We start from the raw sequence: 22,844 nt of genomic DNA, 5'->3' as shown, positions 1-22,844 counted from the left end.
GTTTCCCAATGGCTTATTGCACTTTGTGACTGTCATGTCGAATGGTCTGCATTATTTGCAGATAATGAGAATGAACAAAGCTCAACAGGCTATGAAATTGATATGGAAATTTTATTAGCGTGGCCGTTTGAATACCAAGCCGTCAAAAATTTCCGTGCCCGCCATGATTTGACAACACCCATCATTGATCATCCGCTATTAAAAACCCCCATGGCAATAGACCACCGTCCGGATATGATAGGATGGAAACAAAATATGCCCGCTATTTATCACCAAATGATTGATGACTTGATTTCGATTAATCCCGAGCTTCAAGTGATTCACAAGTTATTTTAATCACGATTAATAGGCAGTAATTTACTGACTGTGAATATAGATAATGTCATGACGCTGACGGCAAAAAGCAAAAAAATTATTCAAAGTAGCGAACGTCAAGCGTTTTTTTATTTGGAAAATGAATATCAACCGGTATTAGCACACTATAAGATTAAACGAATAATATTCTTTAATTTGCTAAAGAGAAACTGCTTGCAATATTAAGTAGTAGCCGAATTACCTGAGAATACTATTCCGCATGATGGAAATTTCTCTAACATTTAAATTTATTGATTTCGGTGATCGTTTGAACGACCACCTTTTATAAATAGGCAAATATATAGAATTATTCACAGGGCCTAGAATTCATCGCCCCAGCACTCTTCGATAGATATTTAAATACGCCTCCGCCGACTTTTGCCAACTCACATCTTTTGCCATTGCATTTTTTTGGACCTGTTGCCATTGTGCTGGAGAATCCCACAAAGCTAACGCGCGGTCGATTGCGGATTTAAGATCGGCGGCATGACTCTCATTAAACACAAAGCCTGTTGCCTCTTTGCGTTTTATCGCCTCCAATGAACAATCTGTCACGGTATCGGCTAGGCCACCAGTGTTGCGCACGAGTGGTAACGTGCCATAACGTAGCGCGTAGAGCTGTGTCAGGCCACATGGCTCAAAACGACTTGGCACCATTAATACGTCTGCACCTGCAATGACTTGGTGGGATAATGGCTCATCATAACCAATAATCGCGCGTACCTGATCTGGATATTGTGATTGAGCATGGCGATAGGCATTTTCGAGGTCGTGATCGCCGCTGCCAAGTAAAACAAACTGACTACCAGAACTCAGTAGATCCGGTAAGATTTCTAAGATCAGATCCAAACCTTTTTGGCGGGTCATTCGGCTAACAACAGCAAAGAGCGGTTTATCCGTTTGTTGCGCAAGGCCGAGGGATTGTTGCAAAGCCAGTTTGTTTTTTACCTTATTTTTTACACTACGCTCACTGTATTTTTGCGCAATTAAGGCATCACTTGAAGGTGACCAGACTTCAGTATCTATGCCATTTAAAATACCACTTAAGCGCTGCTCGTGGTTGAGCCGATTTAAAAGCCCATCGAGGCCATAAGCATAATGCGGATTTAAGATCTCTTTGGCATAGGTCGGGCTAACGGCGTTAGTATGATCGGCATAAAATAGCCCTGCTTTCATAAATGAGAGTTGACCAAAAAACTCCATTCCATCAACGTTGTAAAACTCAGGGGGCAACCACAGTTCATGAATATGATGGGGTGAAAATAGCCCTTGGTAAGCGATATTATGGATGGTGAACATACAGCGGGCAGGGTAGCCATAGGCTGCAAGGTAGGCACAGGCTAGGGCAGCATGCCAATCATGAGCATGCACAATGTCGGCTTGCCATAGTGGGTCACAGCCTCTGGCGAGTTCAGCGGCGATAAAACCTAATAATCCAAAGCGGCGATAGTTATCTTGATAGGCATTGTTATAACCATCGTGATAGGGGCTACCTTCTCGTTGGTAAAGGTGCGGTGCTTCAATAAGATATAATGGCGTATCGTTATATAGACAATAAAATAAGGTCACTTCCCCTGCGAATGTGTTAAGGGTCGTGACTTTTTGTTTATCAGCAAGTTGATTGATAATAGCAGGAAAACCCGGCACTAAGACTCTCGCATCTGCACCATGTTGCCGCTGAGCGGGCGGGAGTGCCGCAACAACGTCAGCCAGTCCACCTGTTTTTAATAAAGGAAAAAACTCGGCACAAACATGTAATACTTTCATTTTTTACTCCTTATTTTTCTTTGTGGCTGGCTTTATGGTCAGATATAGCGTTGATAACGGTGGCAGCGTCAATGCAATAGAATACTGGCAACCATGTGCCTTGATTGGCTGGCTGGAAATAAGAGCAACAGGATGCTTATCGCTGCCCCCATAGCGTGAATCATTTGTGTTTAATAAGACTTGATATTGACCGTGTAGCCTGACACCAATGCGGTAATCTGCTCGCGTTACTGGAGTGAAATGGCTGATTACAAGCAGCGGGTCGCCATTTTCGGCGTAGCGAATAAATGCAAAAACCGAATTATCGTGATCGTCGACGATCACCCATTCAAAACCACTTTCATTGTGATCGTTATCGTACAGGGCGGGTGTACCGCGATAAGTAACGTTGAGATCTCTGATCAGACGTTGAACACCAGCATGCGGGCTGGTAGGAATATCCACCAGATGCCAATCTAACTCCCCATCATGATCCCATTCACGCCATTGTGCGATTTCTCCCCCCATAAACAGCAGCTTTTTACCTGGGTGCGCCCACATAAACCCATAATAGGCACGTAGCGTGGCAAATTTTTGGTCAGGTGAGCCTGACATTTTGCGCAATAAGGAACCTTTACCGTGAACAACTTCATCGTGAGATAGAGGCAATATGTAGTTTTCACTCCACGCATACATCACGCTGAATGTCATTTTATTATGGTGGTATTTACGGGCGATAGGGTCTAGCTGTAAATAGCTTAACGTGTCATGCATCCACCCCATATTCCATTTGTAGTTAAATCCAAGTCCGCCAAGGGATGGTGGCAATGTCACCCCAGAGAAGTCTGTCGACTCTTCTGCGGCCATTAATACATTAGGCTGGATACGGTGAAGTAATTCGTTGGTATGCTGTAAGAAACTGACGGCCTCAAGGTTAATATTGCCACCATACTCGTTTGCAATCCATTCGCCGTCAGGGCGGCTATAATCGCGATAAATCATCGATGCAACAGCATCAACGCGTAAGCCATCGAAGCCAAATCGATCTACCCAATAGACGGCATTATCGGATAAAAACTGGCGTACCTCGTGACTGCGGTAGTCGTAGATCAGAGTATCCCAGTCGCGGTGCTTACCTTCTTTTGGGTCAGCATACTCATAGAGTGGCGTACCATCAAAATTGGCTAACCCACTATTATCCGAAGGAAAATGGCCGGGCACCCAATCTAGGATCACATTAATACCTAATCGATGTGCTTCATCAACAAAGTCAATCAAATCTTGCGGCGACCCAAAACGGCTGGTAGGGGAGTAGATACCTAATGGCTGATAGCCCCATGAGCCATCAAAAGGGTGTTCGCTAATAGGCAATATTTCTAAATGGGTGAACCCCATCTCTTTAACATAGGGAAGTAATGTTTCTGCCAGTTCTCGGTAAGTGAGCCAACTATGGTTATTGGCTGAGCGCCGCCATGAACCAAGGTGAACCTCATAAATAGAGATAGGGGCATTGCGTTGGTTCGATTGGATTTGCTGTGCTGTGGGGTGGCGCTGTTTTGGAAGCAGGGAAACAATTGATGTCGTATCTGGTCGTAATTGGCTGCGAAAGGCATAAGGATCGGATTTTAATTGTATTTCGCCTTTTGCATCTAATATTTCATATTGATAGTGAGTACCTGCCTGAATCGCGGGAAGAAAGATTTCCCAAAGGCCATTTTCGGGATGATGGCGCATTGGGTATCGGCGACCGTCCCAAAAGTTAAAAGCGCCCACGACAGAGACTCGTTGGGCATTCGGTGCCCAAACACAAAAATGCGTACCTGTAATATCACCCACTTGGCGTACATGCGCACCGAGTGTCTCAAATGAGAAAGTACGCTGGAGGCCTTTGGTATCTGCATCGTGTAGTAATGTGCCGAAACGGTACGGATCTTCAATAACCTGTTGTGAATTGCCCCAGTTAACCTGCAAAATATAAGTGAAATTAGCGTCTAAGTCTGTTGCATCGCCTGAAAAAAAGCCGCGTTCATCAAGGCGTGATAGTTGCACAACGGGGGCTGCGGTCAACCTATCCAGTACGGTGACCTCTTGAGCATTTGGGAGTAAGACTCGAAAATAGGTAACTTTTCCTTGTTGATGCATACCAAGGAAAGCAAAAGGGTCACGATAATGTCCGGCAAATAATTGATCGATGATCAGTTGTTGCTCTGATGGTTTTTCTCTCTCTTTCATCACCTCTCCTGAATGAAATCAGTCGCAGCTAGCCGCCTTATATTATCGTTTTCATGATTAACTTTTAGATGCTAAAGGTAGCGTTAAAACGAGCGCTATTTGTTATTATTTATCATTTTCAATGATACAAAATAATAGTCCACAATTTCATTTGATAAAAATATTGAGATAAGTCAATAACTATCAAATTAGGAATGTTTTATATTTTAATATAGCGATAAAACAATAAAGCTGCTTGGTGTTGAAGTAAAGTCATCAAAAATAGATGAATTGGAAATGGTTTTGTTTCTTATGATAATAAGTCTAGGTGCTAAAAAGTCAACATCTATAACTAGTTGAATCTATGCGTTAAAATGCTTTTCAATTTCGGATGCTCTTGATTAAATATTACTGTCATTTATTGATGTGAAATATAAAACATTAATTAATGACAAAACTAAAAATTAATATTGTTAAATGGAATTCTCTATTGCTTTATTAGCATTAGTCCGTAAATATAAGGGTAGTGATTAATAAAGTGTGAGACCCAGAGAGTTATTATGGATCAACCAACGAGTTCAACCGAAACTAATCAAAAAACGAAGAATGAAAAACGTAGAAAAGTCTGGATGGTAATTGCTTCAATTATTATTGTTCTACTGTTTGTTGCTTATGGTGCTTATTGGTTTTTGGTATTACGTTTTCAAGAATATACTGATGATGCTTATGTCTCCGGTGTGCAAGTACCTATTGTTGCGCAGACTACAGGTAATGTGACTCAGGTTAATTTTGAAAATACCGATTTGGTTAAAGCGGGTGATGTGCTGGTGGTTCTGGATAAAACCAATGCACGGCTAGCCTACGAGCAGGCAAAACATGACCTCGCAACCACGGTGCGCAAAACCAAAGAGCTGTACATTAATGGTGATGAATACCAAGCGCAAATCCAAAAAAATCGTATCTCACTTGCGCAAGCACAGAAAGATTATCAACGCCGCGCCGCTTTAGGACGAAGTGGGACTATCTCTAAAGAAGATTTACAACACTCCCAAGAAGCGGTGCAGTTGGCGCAAGCAGCCTTAGATATCTCCATTCAGCAATATAATGCGAACCAAGCACTATTGCGCAATACCGAGTTGAGAAAACAACCGGCAATCCAACAAGCCGCAGATAATGTGCGCAACGCATGGATTACTTTGCAACGTACAGAGGTGAAAAGCCCTATCACAGGTTATGTTTCGCGTCGTAATGTGCAAGTCGGTTCACAAGTCGGTCCGCAAGGCTCTTTGATGGCTATTGTGCCAGCTCAACCCGTTTGGGTGGATGCGAACTTTAAGGAAACACAATTAGAAAAGGTGCGCATAGGGCAGCCAGTAACACTCACCAGTGATTTTTATGGTGATGATATTGTGTATACCGGTAAAGTGGCTGGTTTGGATATGGGAACGGGGAGTGCTTTCTCTTTATTACCTGCACAGAATGCAACAGGTAACTGGATTAAAGTGGTACAACGTTTGCCTGTCCGTGTAGAGCTAGACCCTGAACAGGTTGCCAAATATCCGTTGCGTATTGGGTTATCAATGAATGCAACGATTGATATTAAAGATCAAAATGGCCCTGTGTTAGCAGAGGTTCAGCGTGACACGCCTGCATTTGAAAGTGATGTGCTGGTGTTAAAGCTGGCGGATGTCGATTCGGTGATCGACACGATTATTAACGAAAACGCGGATTAGCCCGAAAGGAGTGGCTGTGGCAGATATTCAACCACTAAAGGGCTCAAAGCTGGTATGGGCAACGATTGCATTGTCACTTGCAACCTTTATGCAGGTGCTGGATTCGACAATCGCTAACGTTGCCATCCCAACCATTGCTGGTGATCTCGGTGTTTCAATGTCACAAGGAACATGGGTGATTACCTCATTTGGTGTTTCTAATGCCATTTCCATTGCGATCTCTGGGTTCCTTGCTAAACGGTTTGGTGAAGTCCGTGTTTTTATATGGGCAACCGCTTTATTTACCATCTTTTCATTACTTTGTGGCTTCTCTGATAGCCTTGGCATGTTAATTTTATTTCGTGTTTTACAAGGTGCTGTTGCGGGGCCGGTGATCCCCCTTTCACAAAGTCTGATCATGCGTTGCTACCCCCCTAAAATGCAAAATATGGCATTGGCATTTTGGTCAATGACGATCATTTTAGCCCCGGTGTTTGGCCCTATTTTTGGTGGTTATATTAGTGATAACTTCCATTGGGGGTGGATCTTCTTTATGAACGTTCCACTGGGTATTTTTGTGGTTATTGTGGGCTCTATTATCCTTAAAGGAATGGAATCGAAAGTAGTCAATGTCCCGTTTAATTTGATTGGCTTGGCATTATTGTCAGTGGGTGTTGGTTGCCTTCAGGTCCTGTTGGATAAGGGGAAAGAGTTAGGATGGTTAGCCTCTGATGAAATTGTCACATTAGCGGTAATTTCAGCGATAGCATTGGTTTTTTTGGTTATTTGGGAACTAACAGACAAAAACCCAGTTGTTGAGCTTGCACTATTTAAATCACGTAACTTCACGATAGGCACGATTTCCGTTAGCTTAGCCTATATGGCCTACTTTGGTGCTATCGTTCTCTTGCCCCAGTTATTGCAGGAGGTCTATGGGTATACGGCAACATGGGCGGGGTTAGCCCTTGCGCCGATAGGGTTATTGCCCGTCTTGTTCTCTGCCCCCGTCGCGAAATTGTCAGACTTCCTTGATATTCGCTGGATAGTGACATTTAGTTTTGTATTCTATGCGATTTGTTTCTTCTGGCGGGCATATACCTTTGAACCAAGTATGGGCTTTTCTGCCGTAGTTTGGCCTCAGTTAGTGCAAGGGATGGCTGTGGCTTGCTTCTTTATGCCACTGACGACGTTAACACTGTCAGGTTTACCCCCTGAAAAATTGGCGTCGGCGTCAAGTCTTGCAAACTTCTTCCGTACTCTTGCAGGCTCGATAGGAACATCAATCACAACCACGATGTGGAGTGATAGAGAGTCGCTCCATCATAGCCAGTTAACGGAATACATCACTGACTATAACCCTGAATCGCTAGAGATGTATAAAGAGATGGCGGCACATGGCTTAAGTCATGAGCAGACATCGGGCTTTATTGTGCAGGAGATCACTAGCCAAGGATTAATCATTGCGGCCAATGAAATCTTTTGGTTGTGTGGATGGGTGTTTATTGGACTGATTATCACCGTCTGGTTTGCAAAACCGCCTTTTGGTAGTAAAGCGTAAGTTAAATACAATAAGAGCGCTAATGATTAGCGCTCTTATCTTTTGAAGCCTACGGGTAGACAATATTGAGTGTCGCCGTGGTTTTGAGGGTGCCTTGGGTTGCTCGCTGAGGGTCCCATGCATAATAGTAAACAGCCATTGGAATACTAAAGTGCGGTTCCAGTTGGCCTCCTGCATTTACGTAAAACAGCGACGTTGCATTACCTCGGGAGTTTGGATTTTGTGAAATCACCACAGGGGTATTTGGCGCATTAGTTTTAACTAAGCGTAGCCCGATACCTTGTGCGGCATTGGCTGTTTTATCAATCAAGACCGTATTATCTGAGCTAAGCAGATTATTGCTAGATAAAAAGACATCGATCGCTCTTTCTGCCGTATTATTTGCGCCCCCAAGGTTCTCACAACGCATATTCAATGAAAACGGTGTATAGCCAGCTTGGTTTCCATTGATGACTTGATGGCGGCTTAATGTTGGTAATGTGACAACAAGCCCCGCATTTTGGAAAGCGCAGGTAGTTAATTTTGGTGCATATTTTAATATTAGTGGCTGACCGAACATATCACGGTCATCATAGGGCCAGTTAAAACCGTTAAATAACCATTGTAGGATTTTCAGAAGTTGTTTAACGGGCCATAGCACAATATCAAAAATTGACATTCCGCTTAAATCTGTGACGAAGAGAATATCATGTAGATGGACGGTATCACCGGCAATGAGCGTGCCTTGTTTTGGTTCAAGCGTAAATTTAATCGTTACTGGCGTATTTAACTCAGAAGCAGAGTGACGACCTGATTTATTCAGTTTCTTATTCGGAATATCATTAATGATTTGTGCCCTGACATGATATTTCCCATTCATAAAACTCAAAATGGTTGCATATTGGTTGTCAGTATTCAGGATTTTGGTATAACCAAATTCGCTTTGGCGGGTGGAACAATTAAAGCTACCCGAGTACTGTGTCGATATGGTCGTTGTCCACTCGGGGGTGGCGGGGGTGAGTTTATCCGACAAATCAATGCTAATTGGCGAAGCATAGCTTATGCCACTTTCATGGCAAATTGCCTGACTATAGCCGCTAAAGAGAATTAGGATTAAAAAAAGATAGTATCGCATCATGACATTCATCTCGTTATTGGCAAACGCCAGTGGGGCCGTCAAGGTTGTCTGGTAAGTTATGAATGGTGCAGTGACCCTCATTTAACCGAATAATGACCGACTTAGGAAAAGCTTCTGCTTTTAAATACAGCACACTGGCTTGCCCTACATAGCCAATCGCTTCTCCTTGAAGGTCAGTTACTTCTGCGCCGAAAGGTAATGCACTGCCATCTTGTCGTAATGCACGACTGAGCCAAGAGGTGCGCGTATCGGTTTTGAATTTCACTAAGTTCACTGAACCTTCGATTGGTGCGCTATTTGCCATATTGCCGATAACTTCAGCGCCTTGTGTATTTTCTGTATTTGAAAGCATAATCGTATTTTTACGATATGGCGTTGCATAAGGTACTAATGCCAGTCCTTCTTTATTGGTCACGATACTTTGGTCGCCATTCACCATTAAGCCTTGTGCATGGGGCGCTTTGACGATGGTCATTGTATTGCCGATTTCGTTAGATGCGAGTATATCCCAAGGTATAGCGACTAAGCTGCCGCGTGCACTCAGCCCAGTTTGATGGTAGTCATTAGATTCACTGAGTGAACTACCAATAGTGGAAACATTTGAGCGATAAGCCATATTGGCGCTTGCCATGTTTTGGCCACCTTGCTGATTACTGCCGGAAAGTGAATAACTCAATCGGTTTGCTTCCAGAGCCGTACCACTTAAAGAAACGGTACTTTGTTGATAGTGAGAATCGGTAGCAGTAAGGCCTGTGCTGACCCATATATCATTATCAAATACAGACAGAGGTAAACTGATTGAAATATAGTAGCGATTTTCTTCTTCGCCTTTACCATCTCGTACTCGGCTAGCGGACAGTGAATAGCTGATATCTGAATACGCATTCGAGTAGCCTAGTTGGTACTCGCGGGTTGTTGGGGTAGTCGACCAATAGTCACGTTGGGAGCCGGAAACGTAGAAGGTTCCCCAGTTTTCAGGTAAGCGCTGATTTAAATTGATCGTGAAGGTATTTTTTGGACGAACCCCACGCATAGAATCCCACGTATTTATATCGAAAGCAGGTAATTCACGATGAGGCAGTGTCTCTGTGGCCTGTTTTTCTAAAGTTTCCTGATATAAACGATAACCTTCATGGGCATGAATCGAATCACTGAAGCTATAATAGCCTTTGGTCGAATAGCGATAGGCGGCTAAGGTGAAGTTGGTAGCTGTCGTATTGAGAAACTTACTGTATGACACTCGCATACTTTGGCCTTTCTGCGTGTCATTAGGTAATTGAGTATTGGCATGTGTGATATCGAGAGAAACAGCACCAATAGGTAAGTTCCAACCAGAGCCGAGCAGATAAGCTTGATAATCTTCACTTGCAATCACCCCCGTGTAGCCAGTGATTAGGTTATTAAAACCATATTCGAAGGTGCCTTGGAGAAATTTGGGCTGATAGTGACCATTTTCTTGGTTCACCTTACCAGCGAGCAGGGCATAATTACTTACCCCCTCTTTTAACATCCCCGGTACGGCAGAAAATGGAACCGTAAAAGATTGTTCTTGCCCGTTGGCTTCTTTTACGATCACTAACAAATCGCCAGCCGACCCCGTTGGCTGAATATTATCGATGGTAAATTGCCCTGGTGGCACGTTTTCTTGGTAAATAATACTGCCGTTTTGTATGACTTTGACAAGGGCGTTAGTTTGAGCGACACCTCTAACAATCGGGGCAAAGCCTTGTTGTGAAGTGGGGCGCATATTAATGTCTGAGGCGAGAGAAACGCCACGAACTCGCACTGAATCAAATAGTGTTCCCTGGGAGTAAAAATCACCTGCAATAAAATTGGATTGATATAATGGTAAAGCTTTGCGTAGATAGCGTGTATTATTTTCCCATTTTAAGCTATCACCTGAATGTTTTCGGAGTGAGCTGCTATCGCGAAATTGCCAAGAGCTAAAATTGAGCCCCGATTCAAAACCCGCGTAGAGATCATCACTCGATGATTTATCACCATTTTTATTCTTTGTTTTATAGTAAGTCGCGTTATATGAAAGCATGGCTGCGGGGATACCCTCTTCCCAAAATTCGGGAGGAACATAGCCCACTTCGTTGTGCAAAAGAAAGCTTTGTGGAATAGACATTTTGATGCTTAATGTACTGATATCGACATTAAAGCTACCACCTTGGACCAATTGTTCTAATGTATATTCCTGCTCTTCATCCGATGTTTCAGGTAATTTGATCCCTAAAAGTCCAGCTTCGCGTTTGCTAAGAAAAATACGGTTGTGAGAGTCTGTAAATATAAAAGGATAACGGCCTTTCCAATCGCCATTAATAAAGACATCCATCTCTTGTGTACCCGCTGGCATGCTTTGCTCTTCATAAAAGCGAGACAGATCGGATTTCGCGGAATCACCAGCGAGTAAAGAGGTATCAAAACTCACCCCCCAGCTTTTTGATGTTCCAAGAATTAGGCAAACTGCTAATAGGCTCCTATGGCGGCCATGCAACTTCATTATTACAAGCTCTCTTATATTTTATTTTGCAATCACATCTTTATTTTTATAGGCGCCGAGATCATCGACATAGAGCAAACTGTATTTTTGACCTGCACTGACAGCGGTTTTAGTTGGTGCTAAAGCATGTGAAAACGGCGCTACCATGAGTGAATCGGTCAATATTTTTTTACCTTTTTTATCATCAACATTCGCAAGAGTGACGTAATAAGGACTATTGTTAGTGATACGGAATTGTTTGTTTTCCGCTTTCACTTCAATCTGTTCGAGTGCTTGTTCAACACCGGCTTGTAAGTGGTTCGGACGATAGAACAGTTTAATACGTGTTTTAATCGCCAACTGCATCGTGTTTTTCCCTTGCAGATGTTCTGGTGTTGGTGGGATATCTAATATATTTAAATAAAAAACAGATTCGCGATCGGTTGGCAGCGATGCGGGGAGTTTTTTAATGCGTAACTGTTGCCCATCATTCCCTGATACCTTAACAACAGGGGGAGAAAGCAAAAAAGGAACATTGGCTGTTTCTGGTGTTGAATTGATATCACCATCGTCAATCCATGATTGGACTAAGGCTGGATCATTTCCATTATTAATAAGTTGTACGATGGTTTCGTTATTTTTTTCTGGATAAATAACGCGTGTTCCATTAACAACAATATTAGCAAAGGCAGTATTAATACTAGCGAGTAAGGAAAATAAAATAAGTAGGCGCATAATAATAAACTCAGAAATAGCCAAGCTAATAAAATAGCCTGGCTATTTGGGTAAATAATTACAGATATGAAATGGTATAAGTGACGTTAGAGCTTAAGCTACCAACTCTTGCTGGCAGAGCATTCGTTTTATAGTAATAGATATCTAATGCTAAGGTTTCAGTGTTAGAGTCGTTGCCTTTGATATCAGTAACGAATGGTTGGTTTAATAACAGAGGAATTTGGTCTGTTGTTTTAGTAATGGCGAAACCAACGTTACGAGAAACGCTCGTGTCATTTTCATTAACTGTGGTATTTTGCAGATACTTACCATCAGTAGAAATATTATTTGCAGATGAGAAATAAATTTTCAGAGGGGTATCAGCAGCGCCGCTTGCAGAAGTACAGTTAGAGAAAGTGAGTGATACTGTTTTTTTATTTTTAGTAATAATGCCTTGAGTCGTGCCTGCATCTTCAACAGTGATTGGATTTAATGCAACAGTGAAATCCGCACTTTTACCGCCATTGATAGTACAAGTTGTATCAGTAATTGCGCCACTAAAGTTAATTACACCACCAGCTGCTTTTTCAGCAGCAAGTGCTGGTGTAGCAGAAAGAATTAATGCCGTTGCAACTGATAATGCAAATTTGTTATTCATTTTCTTCTCCGAGAAAAGCTGTATATATGTTAATAAAAGAGGAATGGCAAAGTTTGCGCCTTCTGTTATTTATAGAAATAGAAAGCCATCCTCAGCCAGTTTAAAAAAATTTATTAATTACGTTGAATTTAAAAAACAGAAATACGAAACGGCACTTTTTAACAAAGGCGCTTTATATTTCAGCCTCATTTAAATTTGAGGGTAATTTGATTTATATCAAATTTTATAGGGCGCTATTATACGTGTAATCATTTGTTTAAAAAGAGGGGGATTATTACTCATATTAGATTTAAAAATTAAATATCGAATTAGGCTCGGAAAAGATTGCTGATTACGTGTTAAAGGGCGTATTTTGAAAAGAGGGTGGTGTTTTATTTTTTAATTTCAGTTAATTCAGAGTTATATGTATTTTTTGGCTACAAAAGTAGAGTTAAAAACTTGTTACCAAACGTTTCATTTTGTGGATTTGTATTTCTTTATTGATTTTAAATCAATATGTTAAGTCAGGTACTCCTTTGGTAGTAGTTGATAAATAGTCAAAATACATAAATTTTTTTGATGAAAATCATTTTAATAATTTTATTTTATTCAAATTTTTAATCTGAATAAATAAGTTTAGTCAAAATAAATATTTATATAAAAATGAAACTATTCTTAATATGTATTATTGTTAATAAATATATTCACCATGTGAAATATTTTTTTGATATAAACAATGACGTGTCGATGAGTAAATATTAATCAATTTTAGGTTTTAACTATCATATTAATAGCTAATATCTATAAAATAATCACATTAATAATAAGGTTTATTTTATATTGGCTCACTTCGAAAAAGGTCTGCCAGTTAAACTTAATTTATCTAAAAATGATTTATTCATTTCTACAGGTTTCATTATCGGCAAAAAACAAATTAACTTTATTATTAATTTACCTTTTCTTTTGCACATAGAAGAAAAGGCGGTGAATTTTTCAACATGGGTGGTATTTTGCACGATAAATACCCATAACGAATTGTTATTCTTTGTTATTGTGGGTTGAAAAACAGCCACTGCTTATTTTATTTCTAAGGGATTGTATTAAACACGGCGATATAAGCGAATCAGAATAGTATCAATTTAATGATGATTTATTGCCAATAATCAGTGACTTTACTTAATTATGGGTATAAAAGCACTCGAAGTGGAGTGCTTATTATTTTATTCGTAGGGTAACTATAGGGCTGATTTCGGAATGACACCTTCAAATGTCAGTTTCGGGCGATCTGGCTCTTCTTGTGTGAGTGGGGTAACTTCTTTGAAGCTTTGTTGGCAGCGGATAACAAGGTCTTGATAGTCAGCCGTACCTCGGCTTTTCCAAGCTATTTCTTTTTCAGACAGTGTTCTTTGTGCTTTAGCAGGTGTTCCTACGATCAACGTATTATCTGCAAATACCGCTTCTGCTTTCACAAAGGAGCAAGCGCCAACAATAGAATTCTCGCCAATCACGGCGCCATCCATAATGACACTGTTCATTCCAACCAAGGCATTACGCTTAATATGGCAGCCGTGCAAAATCGCACCGTGACCAATATGACCATTTTCTTCAATGATGGTATCGTATTGCGGGAAACCATGCATAACACAGTTATCCTGAACATTAGCCCCTTCTTTAATGATCAAACGCCCGAAGTCTCCACGTAAGCTCGCATTAGGGCCAATATAAACATTTTTTCCGATAATCACGTCGCCAATGATCACAGCGGTTGGATGCACAAAACTTTCTGGACTAACAACTGGCGTGATGCCATCTATCTGATAAAAAGGCATATTGAGTTCCCCTTCTGTTTAAGTTACATCGGTATTTAAGAAGATTTATGCCGCGATCTCTTTTAATACACCGCCAAAACGTCGGAAATAGGTTGTAGTCGGTTGCGGCAGTTCCCCTACAGTTGTTTCGCATATTTCGCTGACGTAGCGTGTTGCTGCTACTTCAACACGCTGGTAAATATTGATACACAGATTCCTGGCTATTTGCCCCTCCCATTGCGCAGGGAGTAACTCATCAGGTAGCAGCGGATCTTTTAATACTACTCGGCGATAAAAGTGGATCAGTAATAAGCGTAGTTGAAAGCATTGCTCAGGTGTTATTTGCTCATCCGATAACTCTTTTAATAAGAGTGCGAGTGGGCGAAATAACACGATAAATTGGTGATAATGTTCAGCCACCTGTTGTAACGACCAACTGTCTGACACCAACTCTTTTAGGTGTTTTTCGGAGCGGTTATAGGGGTAATCTGCTCGAAAGTAGATCACCTCTTCACTTGCATTAAGTTCATTAAGTAATGAAGGAATATCGCTTTGAGCGCTACTTGGTGCTGCCATCAGTGAGGTGCTAAATTGACCAAATCCTAACCAGCTTAACTCTTTTTTGAGCCTTGCTTTTTCATCTTTGTCAGCGGCTTCAAGTAACAATAAATCCCACTCGCCATCCCAATTGGGTTGCTCACTTTGATAGATTTTACTTTCAGCGTGACGAAATTGGTTTTGACCACGTTCAGATATTCGGTAATAGCTACGACGACCGATTTTTTCAGCATCTAGCCAGCCTTCTTTTTGTAAGCGAAATACAGAAGTACGGACAAAGCGGTCGGTAAAGCCCATTGGTTCAAGTAAATTGGTTAAGCTACCAAGCCATACTTCGCCCCCGCGGTGGTGTAGCGCATCGCCATAAAGAGAGATAATGAGTGATGTTCCACTAATTGGCTGGCTGGTTAGCGCATGCTGTATAAATTGGTTAAGTTTAGTTTCCATTTTGTCATTATCCGATGAATATCTGTATCAAAAATATGAATGAATAGTAGACAAAAACATCTTGCTTGTCTTCTATTTGCTACACAGGGCATTGTTATATTAGGAAACTAAAATTAAAGGCACCCCGACATTTATCCATTGTGAGGTGCCTCGTAGAGAAGATTTATATGGCGATCCTTGTATCAATAACACGAGCCGCTTTGCCTTGTGAACGAGGGATATCACCGCAATTAACGAGACTGATCTGTGTGCTCACGCCTACCATTGACTTAATTCGATGCTTAAGGTTATGGCAGATATTACAACGCTCATCATAGGTCAGAAGATCGGGTTTTTTCAGCTCGACGCGAATAGCTAAGCTATCCATATTCCCTTTACGGCTAATTTCTAGCTGGTAATGAGGGGAAAGCTCTTTGAACTGCATGATTTGCTCTTCTATCTGCGATGGGAAAACGTTGACTCCACGAATGATCATCATGTCATCAGAGCGGCCGGTAATTTTACCGATACGGCGCATATTACGATTAATCCCCGGCATTAAGTGGGTTAAATCGCGAGTGCGATAGCGGATAACAGGCATAGCCTCTTTTGTTAGGGTAGTGAATACTAACTCACCTTTATCACCGGGCGAGAGTGTTTTTAGGGTATCAGGTGAGATAATCTCCGGATAAAAATGATCTTCCCAGATTGTAGGCCCACTTTCTCCGGCATCGGCACACTCCATGGCCACACCTGGCCCCATGACTTCTGACAGGCCGTAGATATCAAGCGCTTTGATGCCTAAGCGAGTTTCAATTTCTGTTCTTAATGCCTCAGTCCATGGCTCTGCACCAAATACGCCTAGTCTTAGTGAGCACTTACTTGCGTCTCCGCCCATGATTTTCTCTAGCTCATCAATGATGCTTAGACAGTAAGAGGGGGTTACCATGATGACGTCAGGTTTGAAATCAGCAATTAATTGAGCCTGTTTTTCTGTCTGACCACCAGACATAGGAATAACGGCTGCACCAAGACGCTCAGCACCATAATGAGCGCCTAAGCCACCGGTAAATAGGCCGTAGCCGTAGGCAACGTGGATTTTATCTCCTTTCGTGGCTCCCGCAGAGCGTAGGCTACGAGCGATTAAATCAGCCCAATTATCAATATCTTGTTGGGTATAGCCGACAACAGTGGGGCGACCCGTCGTGCCCGAAGAGGCATGAATACGGATGATTTTATCCATGGGCACTGCAAAGGTATTAAATGGGTAATTCTCGCGTAGATCTTGCTTTGTGGTATACGGGAATTTTTCGATATCACTCAGTTGCTTGAAATCGTCAGGATGAACGCCGGCCGCATCGAATTTTTTGCGATACATCGGCACATTTTCATAAGCGTGAGTGAGTGTCCACTTCAGTCTTGAGAACTGCAATGCCTCGATTTCATCTCTCGATGCAAACTCAATTGGATCAATAGTGTGTTGTAGAGTGCTCATAATTGCTAGTCCTTATAATTATTGATATCCGCATGCTTTAAGCCTTTTTTGCGATATATTGCCGAGTCAGGGCGGGTATATATGCAATGGCGAAAAGCGAGTGCAGTATTGGCCTGAGCAGGTGTAGGGTTTCAGGCGTTTTTATTTTTTACCCATCATTCATCTCATTAGAACGGTGTGATTTTGGGTAGGTTAATCGGTCTAAACTCGTTCAATAATCATGGCTATGCCTTGGCCCACACCAATACACATGGTGCATAAGGCATAGCGCCCTTGGCGACGATGTAATTCGTTCACGGCGGTAATCGCCAACCTTGCCCCACTCATACCAAGAGGGTGGCCTAAGGAAATGGCACCACCATTTGGATTCACTTGTGGCGCGTCGTCAGGTAAACCTAATCCTCTTAGTACAGCGAGTGCTTGAGCAGCAAAAGCTTCGTTTAGCTCAATCACATCCATTTGTTCGATTGTTAGCCCCGTCATTTTGAGGACTTTTTGGGTAGCGGGTAATGGTCCTATCCCCATAAACCGAGGTTCAACACCACAGGTTGCTGTTGCGATAATTCGTGCTTTAGGGGTTAACCCCTGAGCTTTAGCCGTTTCTTGGGAAGCGATAATCAAGGCGGCTGCACCATCATTCACCCCAGAAGCATTACCTGCTGTCACTGAGCCATTTTCACGAAACGGTGTTTTTAACTTTTGTAATTGTTCCAAGGTTGTTTCAGGTCTTGGGTGTTCGTCTTCTGTAACAATCGTCTCCCCTTTGCGATGTTTAATGGTGACGGGGATGATCTCTTGTGCGAAAACGCCTTGTTGACGAGCCTGTTCGGTGCGTTGTTGGCTACGTAGAGCAAAGGCATCTTGGTCAGCTCGATGGATGCGATACTCTTCTGCAACGTTCTCCGCCGTTTCTGGCATCGAATGTGTTGAGAACTGCTTTTCCATCAGTGGATTGACAAATCGCCAACCAATTGTGGTATCAAATATTTGTGCTTGCCTTGAAAAGGCCGATTCTGATTTACCCATAACAAAGGGCGCGCGGCTCATTGATTCGACACCGCCTGCAATCATAAAATTCGCTTCCCCCGCTTTGATACTTCTAGCCGCAAGTGCAATTGCATCAAGGCCTGAACCACAAAGACGATTCACGGTAGTGCCCGATACGGATAATGGAAGACCCGCTAATAAACTCGCCATTCGTGCGACATTACGGTTATCTTCACCAGCCTGATTTGCGCAACCTAAGATAATGTCATCAGTTATTGACCAATCTAATTGAGGATGCCTTTCCATTAGAGCCTTTAAAGGTAAAACGGCGAGGTCATCAGGGCGTACAGAGGACAGTGCGCCTCCGTAGCGGCCAATTGGGGTTCTGATACCATCACAGATAAAGGCATCTCTCATCACTCTTCTCCTGTTAAACGGTGACCTAGGCGATGTGCTCGCCCGTAGAACCAAGCTAAGGTTTTGCCTTGTTGGTTGACAATTTCTACTTCATATAAGCCAGTACGTTTGCCCTGATGCTTAACGTTTGCGACTGCGGTCAATGTATCCCCTTCATATGCAGGGCGGATAAAATCAATGGAGCAGCTTGAGGCAACAGCGGCGAGTCCATGGCTATTGCAAGCGTAAGCAAACGCGGTGTCAGCTAGGCTGAATAGTTGACCGCCATGGCAGGTTTTATGGCCATTAAGCATGTGCGAAGTGACGGTCATGGAGAGTTGAGCGGCTCCCTCAGAAACTTGCTCTATCACCATCCCCATCGCTTTTGCGCAAGCATCGTCACGGTACATGATGTCTGCGGATTGTTGAGCCAATGTTATTGTGGTTTGTGAACTCATTGCAGCTCCTTAGCAGGTAATGACCGCACCCCAGCAACCAATTGGCGCAACAGGGGATTCGCCCGGTAGCGCCCGTCGGCATAAAACTGCGATAACTGATCGAGTGTATTAAGGATATGTTGCCAGCCAATTTCGGCGCCCCAAGCGAGCGGCCCTTTAGGGTAGTTCACGCCATAACGCATTGCGTTATCAGTATCTTTTGGGCTAGCGACGCCTTTATTGACAACATCTAAAGCTTCATTGCATAGCATGGCAACCGTCCGCATTGTCAATAGGCCGGGATAATCAGGTAATACAATCACGTCCTTGTTGAGCGATTGAAAAAAGGCAATGACACTCTGGTTTTCTTGGTGGCTGTTTTGGACTGCACAACTGATTGCAATTGCGTTTGCTTTGGCATAATCAGCGGATAAATCAAATTGCACCATGCTCTGATTGGCTTTTTGCGCTCGTACAGAAGTCAATTCACCATTCGTTAACATAACAATAACATTGTTAACTCGGAGTGTAGGCGATTCGTGGCTATCTATTTTAGATTCTTCGAGAGGGATCCCGTTTTGCCTTAATAATTGTGCAAACTCAGGTAAACTTTGCCAATCGCCTCGAGCCGTAACGGAGGGGGGATTGTTTAATATCACTTTTTCTGCCATTGTGGCTTTAGGCAGTGGTTTGTTGTCATCGTAATGATAAAAGCCGCGGCCAGTTTTTCGACCGAGATGTCCCGCTTGGACCAGCTCTAATTGTTCAAAGGAGGTTTGGAACCGAGGGTCGTAGCCAAATGCTTGAAAAACCGAATCCGTCACCGCGTAATTCACATCATGACCAATAAGGTCGGTCAGTTGTAAAGGGCCCATGGAAAACCCACCGGCATCACGTAGAACACTATCTAATGTTGCAGGGTTTGCGATTTGCTCTTCAAGTGCGCGTAATGTTTCAGCATAAAAAGGGCGAGCAACTCGATTAACGATAAAGCCAGGCGTTGAGCGGCAGATAACGGGAATTTTGCCCCATGCGACCGCCAAGTTTTTTAGCTGTTCAATAACAGCGCTTGCGGTTTCGCGCCCACGAATAACTTCAACCAACTTCATAATGGGAGCTGGGTTGAAAAAATGGAGGCCAGCAAAGCGCTCTGGGTGTTTAAGTTGGCTGGCGATGGCGGTAATCGATAACGAAGAGGTGTTACTTGCAAAGAGGGTATTTTCTTTGCAAATGCCTTCAAGTTCGCTAAATATCGCTTGTTTTATAGTCAGTTTCTCAGCGACAGCCTCAATGACTAATTGAGCCGGTGCTAAGTCAGCCATCGTATGTACAAGTGTAATACGCGCAAGCAGTGCCTCTGTTGTTTGCGCATCCGCTTTGCCCTGCTGAACGCGCTTATTTAACCGTTCAGTTAAAGACTGTTTTGCTTTATTCAGTGCTTGTGTGTTGATGTCAAATAGCAGTACCGTATGTCCAGCGCTTGCTGCCACCTGTGCAATGCCGATACCCATTGTGCCAGCACCAATGACAGCGACGGTATTAAGAGTTAAAGTCATATTAGCGTCCTTTAAACTTAGGTTCGCGCTTATTCAAAAAGGCATCGACTCCTTCGCGATAGTCTTCGCTGCGTCCACCTAAGCGCTGTAAATCACGTTCTAGGTCTAGCTGCTCATCTAATGTGTTAGTTGCGGCACGATAGATAGCTTTTTTGATTAGCCCTAAGCCATAGGTTGGCTGTGTGGCGAAGTGCTGGGCTAATTGATTAACGGTGGTTGTCAGCTCATCATTTTCAGTGACTTGCCAAATCATGCCCCACTGTAGTGCTTGCTCAGCGCTAATTTTATCGCCAAGTAATGCCATCCCCATGGCTCTTGCATGGCCTGCTAATTGAGGTAAGAACCAGCTACCACCGGAGTCCGGTACTAAACCTAAGCGGCAAAAAGATTGAATAAAACTGGCGCTTTTAGCCGCAATAACGATATCACCCGCTAAGGCGATTGCCGCGCCTGCACCTGCGGCTACGCCATTAACGGCACAGATGATAGGCTTCGGTAGTGAAGTGAGTCGGCGCATCAGAGGGTTATAGAAAGTTTCGACGGAATAACCTAAATCCGGTGCCTGTTCGCTAACCGAAACATTGCGATCATTCAAATCTTGACCTGCACAAAAACCACGACCGGCTCCTGTAATCACTAAACAACGCACGGTATCATCACGTTCAGCAATTTTTAGTGCATCACTTAGTTGACGATGCATTTCATCGTTAAAGCTGTTTAACCGGTCAGGGCGGTTTAATGTAATGGTGAGTACGCCATTTTCCAGTGTTGTCAGTATCATTGCGCTGTTTGGCATCTTATTGTCCTGTAAATTTTGGCTGTCGCTTTTCAAAGAAAGCATTGATCCCTTCGCGGCGGTCATCAGTACCTGCCAAGGTGACAAAATATTGGCGCTCAAGCTGTAATCCCTCTGAAAGTGAGATTTCTTGAGCTGCATTAATGGATGCTTTAGCCGCTCTCACGGCAAGTGGGGCGTGATCCGCCATGCGTTGGGCAAGTTTCTGTGCGTATTCAACAACTAACCCATCCACACAAATTTGACTCACTAATCCTGCTTGTAAGGCACGTTGTGCAGGAATCGCCTCGCCCGTGAGTACCATTTGCATCGCAAGGGATTTGCCAACCACGCGAACCAGACGTTGAGTTCCTCCCGCGCCAGGTATTAGCCCTAGGGTGATTTCAGGTAAGCCAAAACGCGCCGTTTCACCGGCAATGACCACATCACTTGCAAGTACTAATTCAAAGCCAGCACCCAATGCATAACCATTGACTGCGGTGATAATGGGTTTGGAAATTTGCGAAAAACGACGCCAAACTTGAGGGCGCCTATCCGTGATCGCCGCCGCAACGGTTTGTTGCTGGAGCTCTTTAAGGTCAGCACCCGCCGCAAAAAAACGTGGGTTGCCGGCAATAACGATGGCGCCGATTTGTGGGTCTTTATCGGCTTGTTCAAGGTGATCGACAAGTAATTCGAGGCAATCAGTACTTAAGGCGTTACGCACATCAGGGCGATTCAACGTCAATGTTAGGACGCGATGTTCAATATGAGCTAGGATCCAATCAGTTTGCATATGAGCCTCCTACACATCGAAATCGAGTTCTACGCCATCGCCTTTCGGCCATGCTTGGCAGCTTAAAATATAACCATCCGCAATTTGGTCCGGCTCAAGGCTGTAGTTGACGCCCATTTCAACTTCGCCCGCTTTAAGCTTACATTTACATGTTGCGCAAACACCGCCTTTACAGGCATAGGGAAGGTCTGCGCCTTGGCGTAAGGCCGCATCCAGAATACTGTCGTCTTGGCTATCCATATTGATGGTCATTGTACGTCCATCAAGGTGAATGCTGACTTGGCGGTTATCCGTTGCTAATGTTGCAGATGGGCGGAATTTCGTGCCGGAAGTGTTAAAACGCTCACTATGAATACGCTCTGGCGCCATGCCACATTCAGCTAATGCAGATTGCACATCGTCCATCATCTCTTCAGGGCCGCACACAAAAGCATGGTCAAATTGCTTAAAATTGAGCAAGGTTTTACCCAATGCCATTAATTGTGGCTTATTCACGCGACCGCTAAGCAGTGCACTGTCTTGCTGCTCTTGGCTAAATAGATAGAGCACCTGAAAACGTTCTGCATACTGGTTTTTAAGGTCGGCAATGCTCTCTTTAAACATCACCGAACGGCTATTTTTGTTGCCATAAATTAAAGTGAAGCGGCTGTGTGGCTCAGTTTGTAGGGTGGCTTTAATAATGGAAAGTAAAGGTGTGATACCGGAGCCTGCCGCAACCGCAAGGTAACGACCTTCTGTTGTGACTTGAGGTTGATAACCAAATTTCCCTTGGGGGATCATTACATCAAGGCTATCGCCAACATGAAGTTGTTGGTTAATAAAATTTGAAAAACGTCCTTCGTGGATGGCTTTAACACCAATTTTTAGCACCCCGTCGTCAGGTGAACTGCAAATGGAATAACAGCGGCGTAAGTCTTCGCCATTGACTAAGGCTTTTAGGGTTAAATGTTGCCCAGGGCGGTAGCGATAGTGCTCGCGCAAATTATCAGGAACGCAGAAGGTCACAGCAACCGCATCAGGCGTGTCACGTTCAATTGCAGCAATACTTAAACGATGAAATACAGTCATGAGTGTGC

Annotated in this window: 17 protein-coding genes and 1 pseudogene; 3 read left to right on the top strand and 15 right to left on the bottom strand. The window is 43.2% G+C overall.

From position 1 onward, the window contains the following. Window positions 1-336: pseudogene (locus PR833_RS10530) on the top strand (hypothetical protein); the annotation flags it as partial. A gap of 345 nt (window positions 337-681) precedes the next feature. On the opposite strand, the gene glgA reads toward PR833_RS10530, so the two are convergent. Both glgA and glgB read right to left on the bottom strand, forming a co-directional pair. After that, entirely contained in the window at window positions 682-2,121 is a 1,440-nt protein-coding gene (glgA, locus tag PR833_RS10525; protein WP_004923412.1) for a glycogen synthase GlgA, read from the bottom strand. 3 nt (window positions 2,122-2,124) lie between these two features. Continuing rightward, entirely contained in the window at window positions 2,125-4,332 is a 2,208-nt protein-coding gene (gene glgB, locus PR833_RS10520) for a 1,4-alpha-glucan branching protein GlgB (protein WP_076914647.1), read from the bottom strand. A gap of 539 nt (window positions 4,333-4,871) precedes the next feature. On the opposite strand from glgB, the gene emrA reads away from it, so the two are divergent. Continuing rightward, a complete protein-coding gene (emrA, locus tag PR833_RS10515; RefSeq protein ID WP_004923418.1) occupies window positions 4,872-6,044 on the top strand; it encodes a multidrug efflux MFS transporter periplasmic adaptor subunit EmrA in 1,173 nt (390 codons plus the stop codon). A gap of 16 nt (window positions 6,045-6,060) precedes the next feature. Next, window positions 6,061-7,581: a DHA2 family efflux MFS transporter permease subunit gene (locus tag PR833_RS10510; protein ID WP_272526086.1), complete on the top strand. Its 1,521-nt coding sequence runs from the start codon at window positions 6,061-6,063 to the stop codon at window positions 7,579-7,581. A 49-nt stretch (window positions 7,582-7,630) separates the two neighbouring features. On the opposite strand, the gene PR833_RS10505 is transcribed toward PR833_RS10510, so the two are convergent. The 13 genes from PR833_RS10505 to paaE form a co-directional block, all read right to left on the bottom strand. Beyond that, entirely contained in the window at window positions 7,631-8,698 is a 1,068-nt protein-coding gene (locus PR833_RS10505; RefSeq protein ID WP_076914646.1) for a fimbrial protein, read from the bottom strand. Window positions 8,699-8,711: 13 nt separating this feature from the next. Then, the gene (locus PR833_RS10500; protein WP_272526085.1) at window positions 8,712-11,204 is read right to left on the bottom strand and encodes a fimbria/pilus outer membrane usher protein; all 2,493 of its coding nucleotides are present in this window, start codon (window positions 11,202-11,204) and stop codon (window positions 8,712-8,714) included. Window positions 11,205-11,225: 21 nt separating this feature from the next. Then, window positions 11,226-11,921, bottom strand: a complete 696-nt coding sequence (locus PR833_RS10495; protein ID WP_072503009.1) for a fimbrial biogenesis chaperone — start codon at window positions 11,919-11,921, stop codon at window positions 11,226-11,228. Between the two features lie 55 nt (window positions 11,922-11,976). After that, window positions 11,977-12,555 carry a fimbrial protein gene (locus tag PR833_RS10490; protein WP_004923436.1) on the bottom strand — a complete coding sequence of 193 codons (579 nt, stop codon included), beginning with the start codon at window positions 12,553-12,555 and terminating at the stop codon, window positions 11,977-11,979. A 1,214-nt stretch (window positions 12,556-13,769) separates the two neighbouring features. Continuing rightward, complete coding sequence (paaY, locus tag PR833_RS10485) at window positions 13,770-14,363, bottom strand: phenylacetic acid degradation protein PaaY (protein ID WP_004923444.1); 594 nt, start codon at window positions 14,361-14,363, stop codon at window positions 13,770-13,772. Window positions 14,364-14,408: 45 nt separating this feature from the next. After that, the gene (paaX, locus tag PR833_RS10480; RefSeq protein WP_272526084.1) at window positions 14,409-15,347 is read right to left on the bottom strand and encodes a phenylacetic acid degradation operon negative regulatory protein PaaX; all 939 of its coding nucleotides are present in this window, start codon (window positions 15,345-15,347) and stop codon (window positions 14,409-14,411) included. A gap of 163 nt (window positions 15,348-15,510) precedes the next feature. Next, complete coding sequence (gene paaK, locus PR833_RS10475) at window positions 15,511-16,821, bottom strand: phenylacetate--CoA ligase PaaK (RefSeq protein WP_272526083.1); 1,311 nt, start codon at window positions 16,819-16,821, stop codon at window positions 15,511-15,513. A gap of 201 nt (window positions 16,822-17,022) precedes the next feature. Beyond that, entirely contained in the window at window positions 17,023-18,225 is a 1,203-nt protein-coding gene (gene pcaF / locus PR833_RS10470) for a 3-oxoadipyl-CoA thiolase (RefSeq protein ID WP_014657035.1), read from the bottom strand. Further along, a complete protein-coding gene (gene paaI, locus PR833_RS10465) occupies window positions 18,225-18,662 on the bottom strand; it encodes a hydroxyphenylacetyl-CoA thioesterase PaaI (protein WP_004923454.1) in 438 nt (145 codons plus the stop codon). The genes pcaF and paaI overlap by 1 nt, the downstream gene beginning before the upstream one ends. Beyond that, complete coding sequence (locus PR833_RS10460; protein ID WP_053110257.1) at window positions 18,659-20,197, bottom strand: 3-hydroxyacyl-CoA dehydrogenase; 1,539 nt, start codon at window positions 20,195-20,197, stop codon at window positions 18,659-18,661. Before PR833_RS10460 ends, paaI begins: the two co-directional genes overlap by 4 nt. 1 nt (window position 20,198) lies before the next feature. Next, window positions 20,199-20,993 (bottom strand): 2-(1,2-epoxy-1,2-dihydrophenyl)acetyl-CoA isomerase PaaG, encoded by a 795-nt coding sequence (paaG, locus tag PR833_RS10455; protein ID WP_272526082.1) that lies wholly within the window; start codon window positions 20,991-20,993, stop codon window positions 20,199-20,201. Window position 20,994: 1 nt separating this feature from the next. Then, window positions 20,995-21,768 (bottom strand): 2,3-dehydroadipyl-CoA hydratase PaaF, encoded by a 774-nt coding sequence (paaF, locus tag PR833_RS10450; RefSeq protein WP_004923466.1) that lies wholly within the window; start codon window positions 21,766-21,768, stop codon window positions 20,995-20,997. Between the two features lie 9 nt (window positions 21,769-21,777). Then, a complete protein-coding gene (gene paaE / locus PR833_RS10445) occupies window positions 21,778-22,836 on the bottom strand; it encodes a 1,2-phenylacetyl-CoA epoxidase subunit PaaE (RefSeq protein ID WP_014657033.1) in 1,059 nt (352 codons plus the stop codon). Between the last annotated feature and the right edge of the window lie 8 nt (window positions 22,837-22,844).

Source organism: Providencia sp. PROV189 (assembly GCF_028480065.1).
GTDB classification, from domain to species: Bacteria; Pseudomonadota; Gammaproteobacteria; order Enterobacterales; family Enterobacteriaceae; genus Providencia; species Providencia stuartii.
This window is presented reverse-complemented; position numbering and strand designations above follow the sequence as displayed.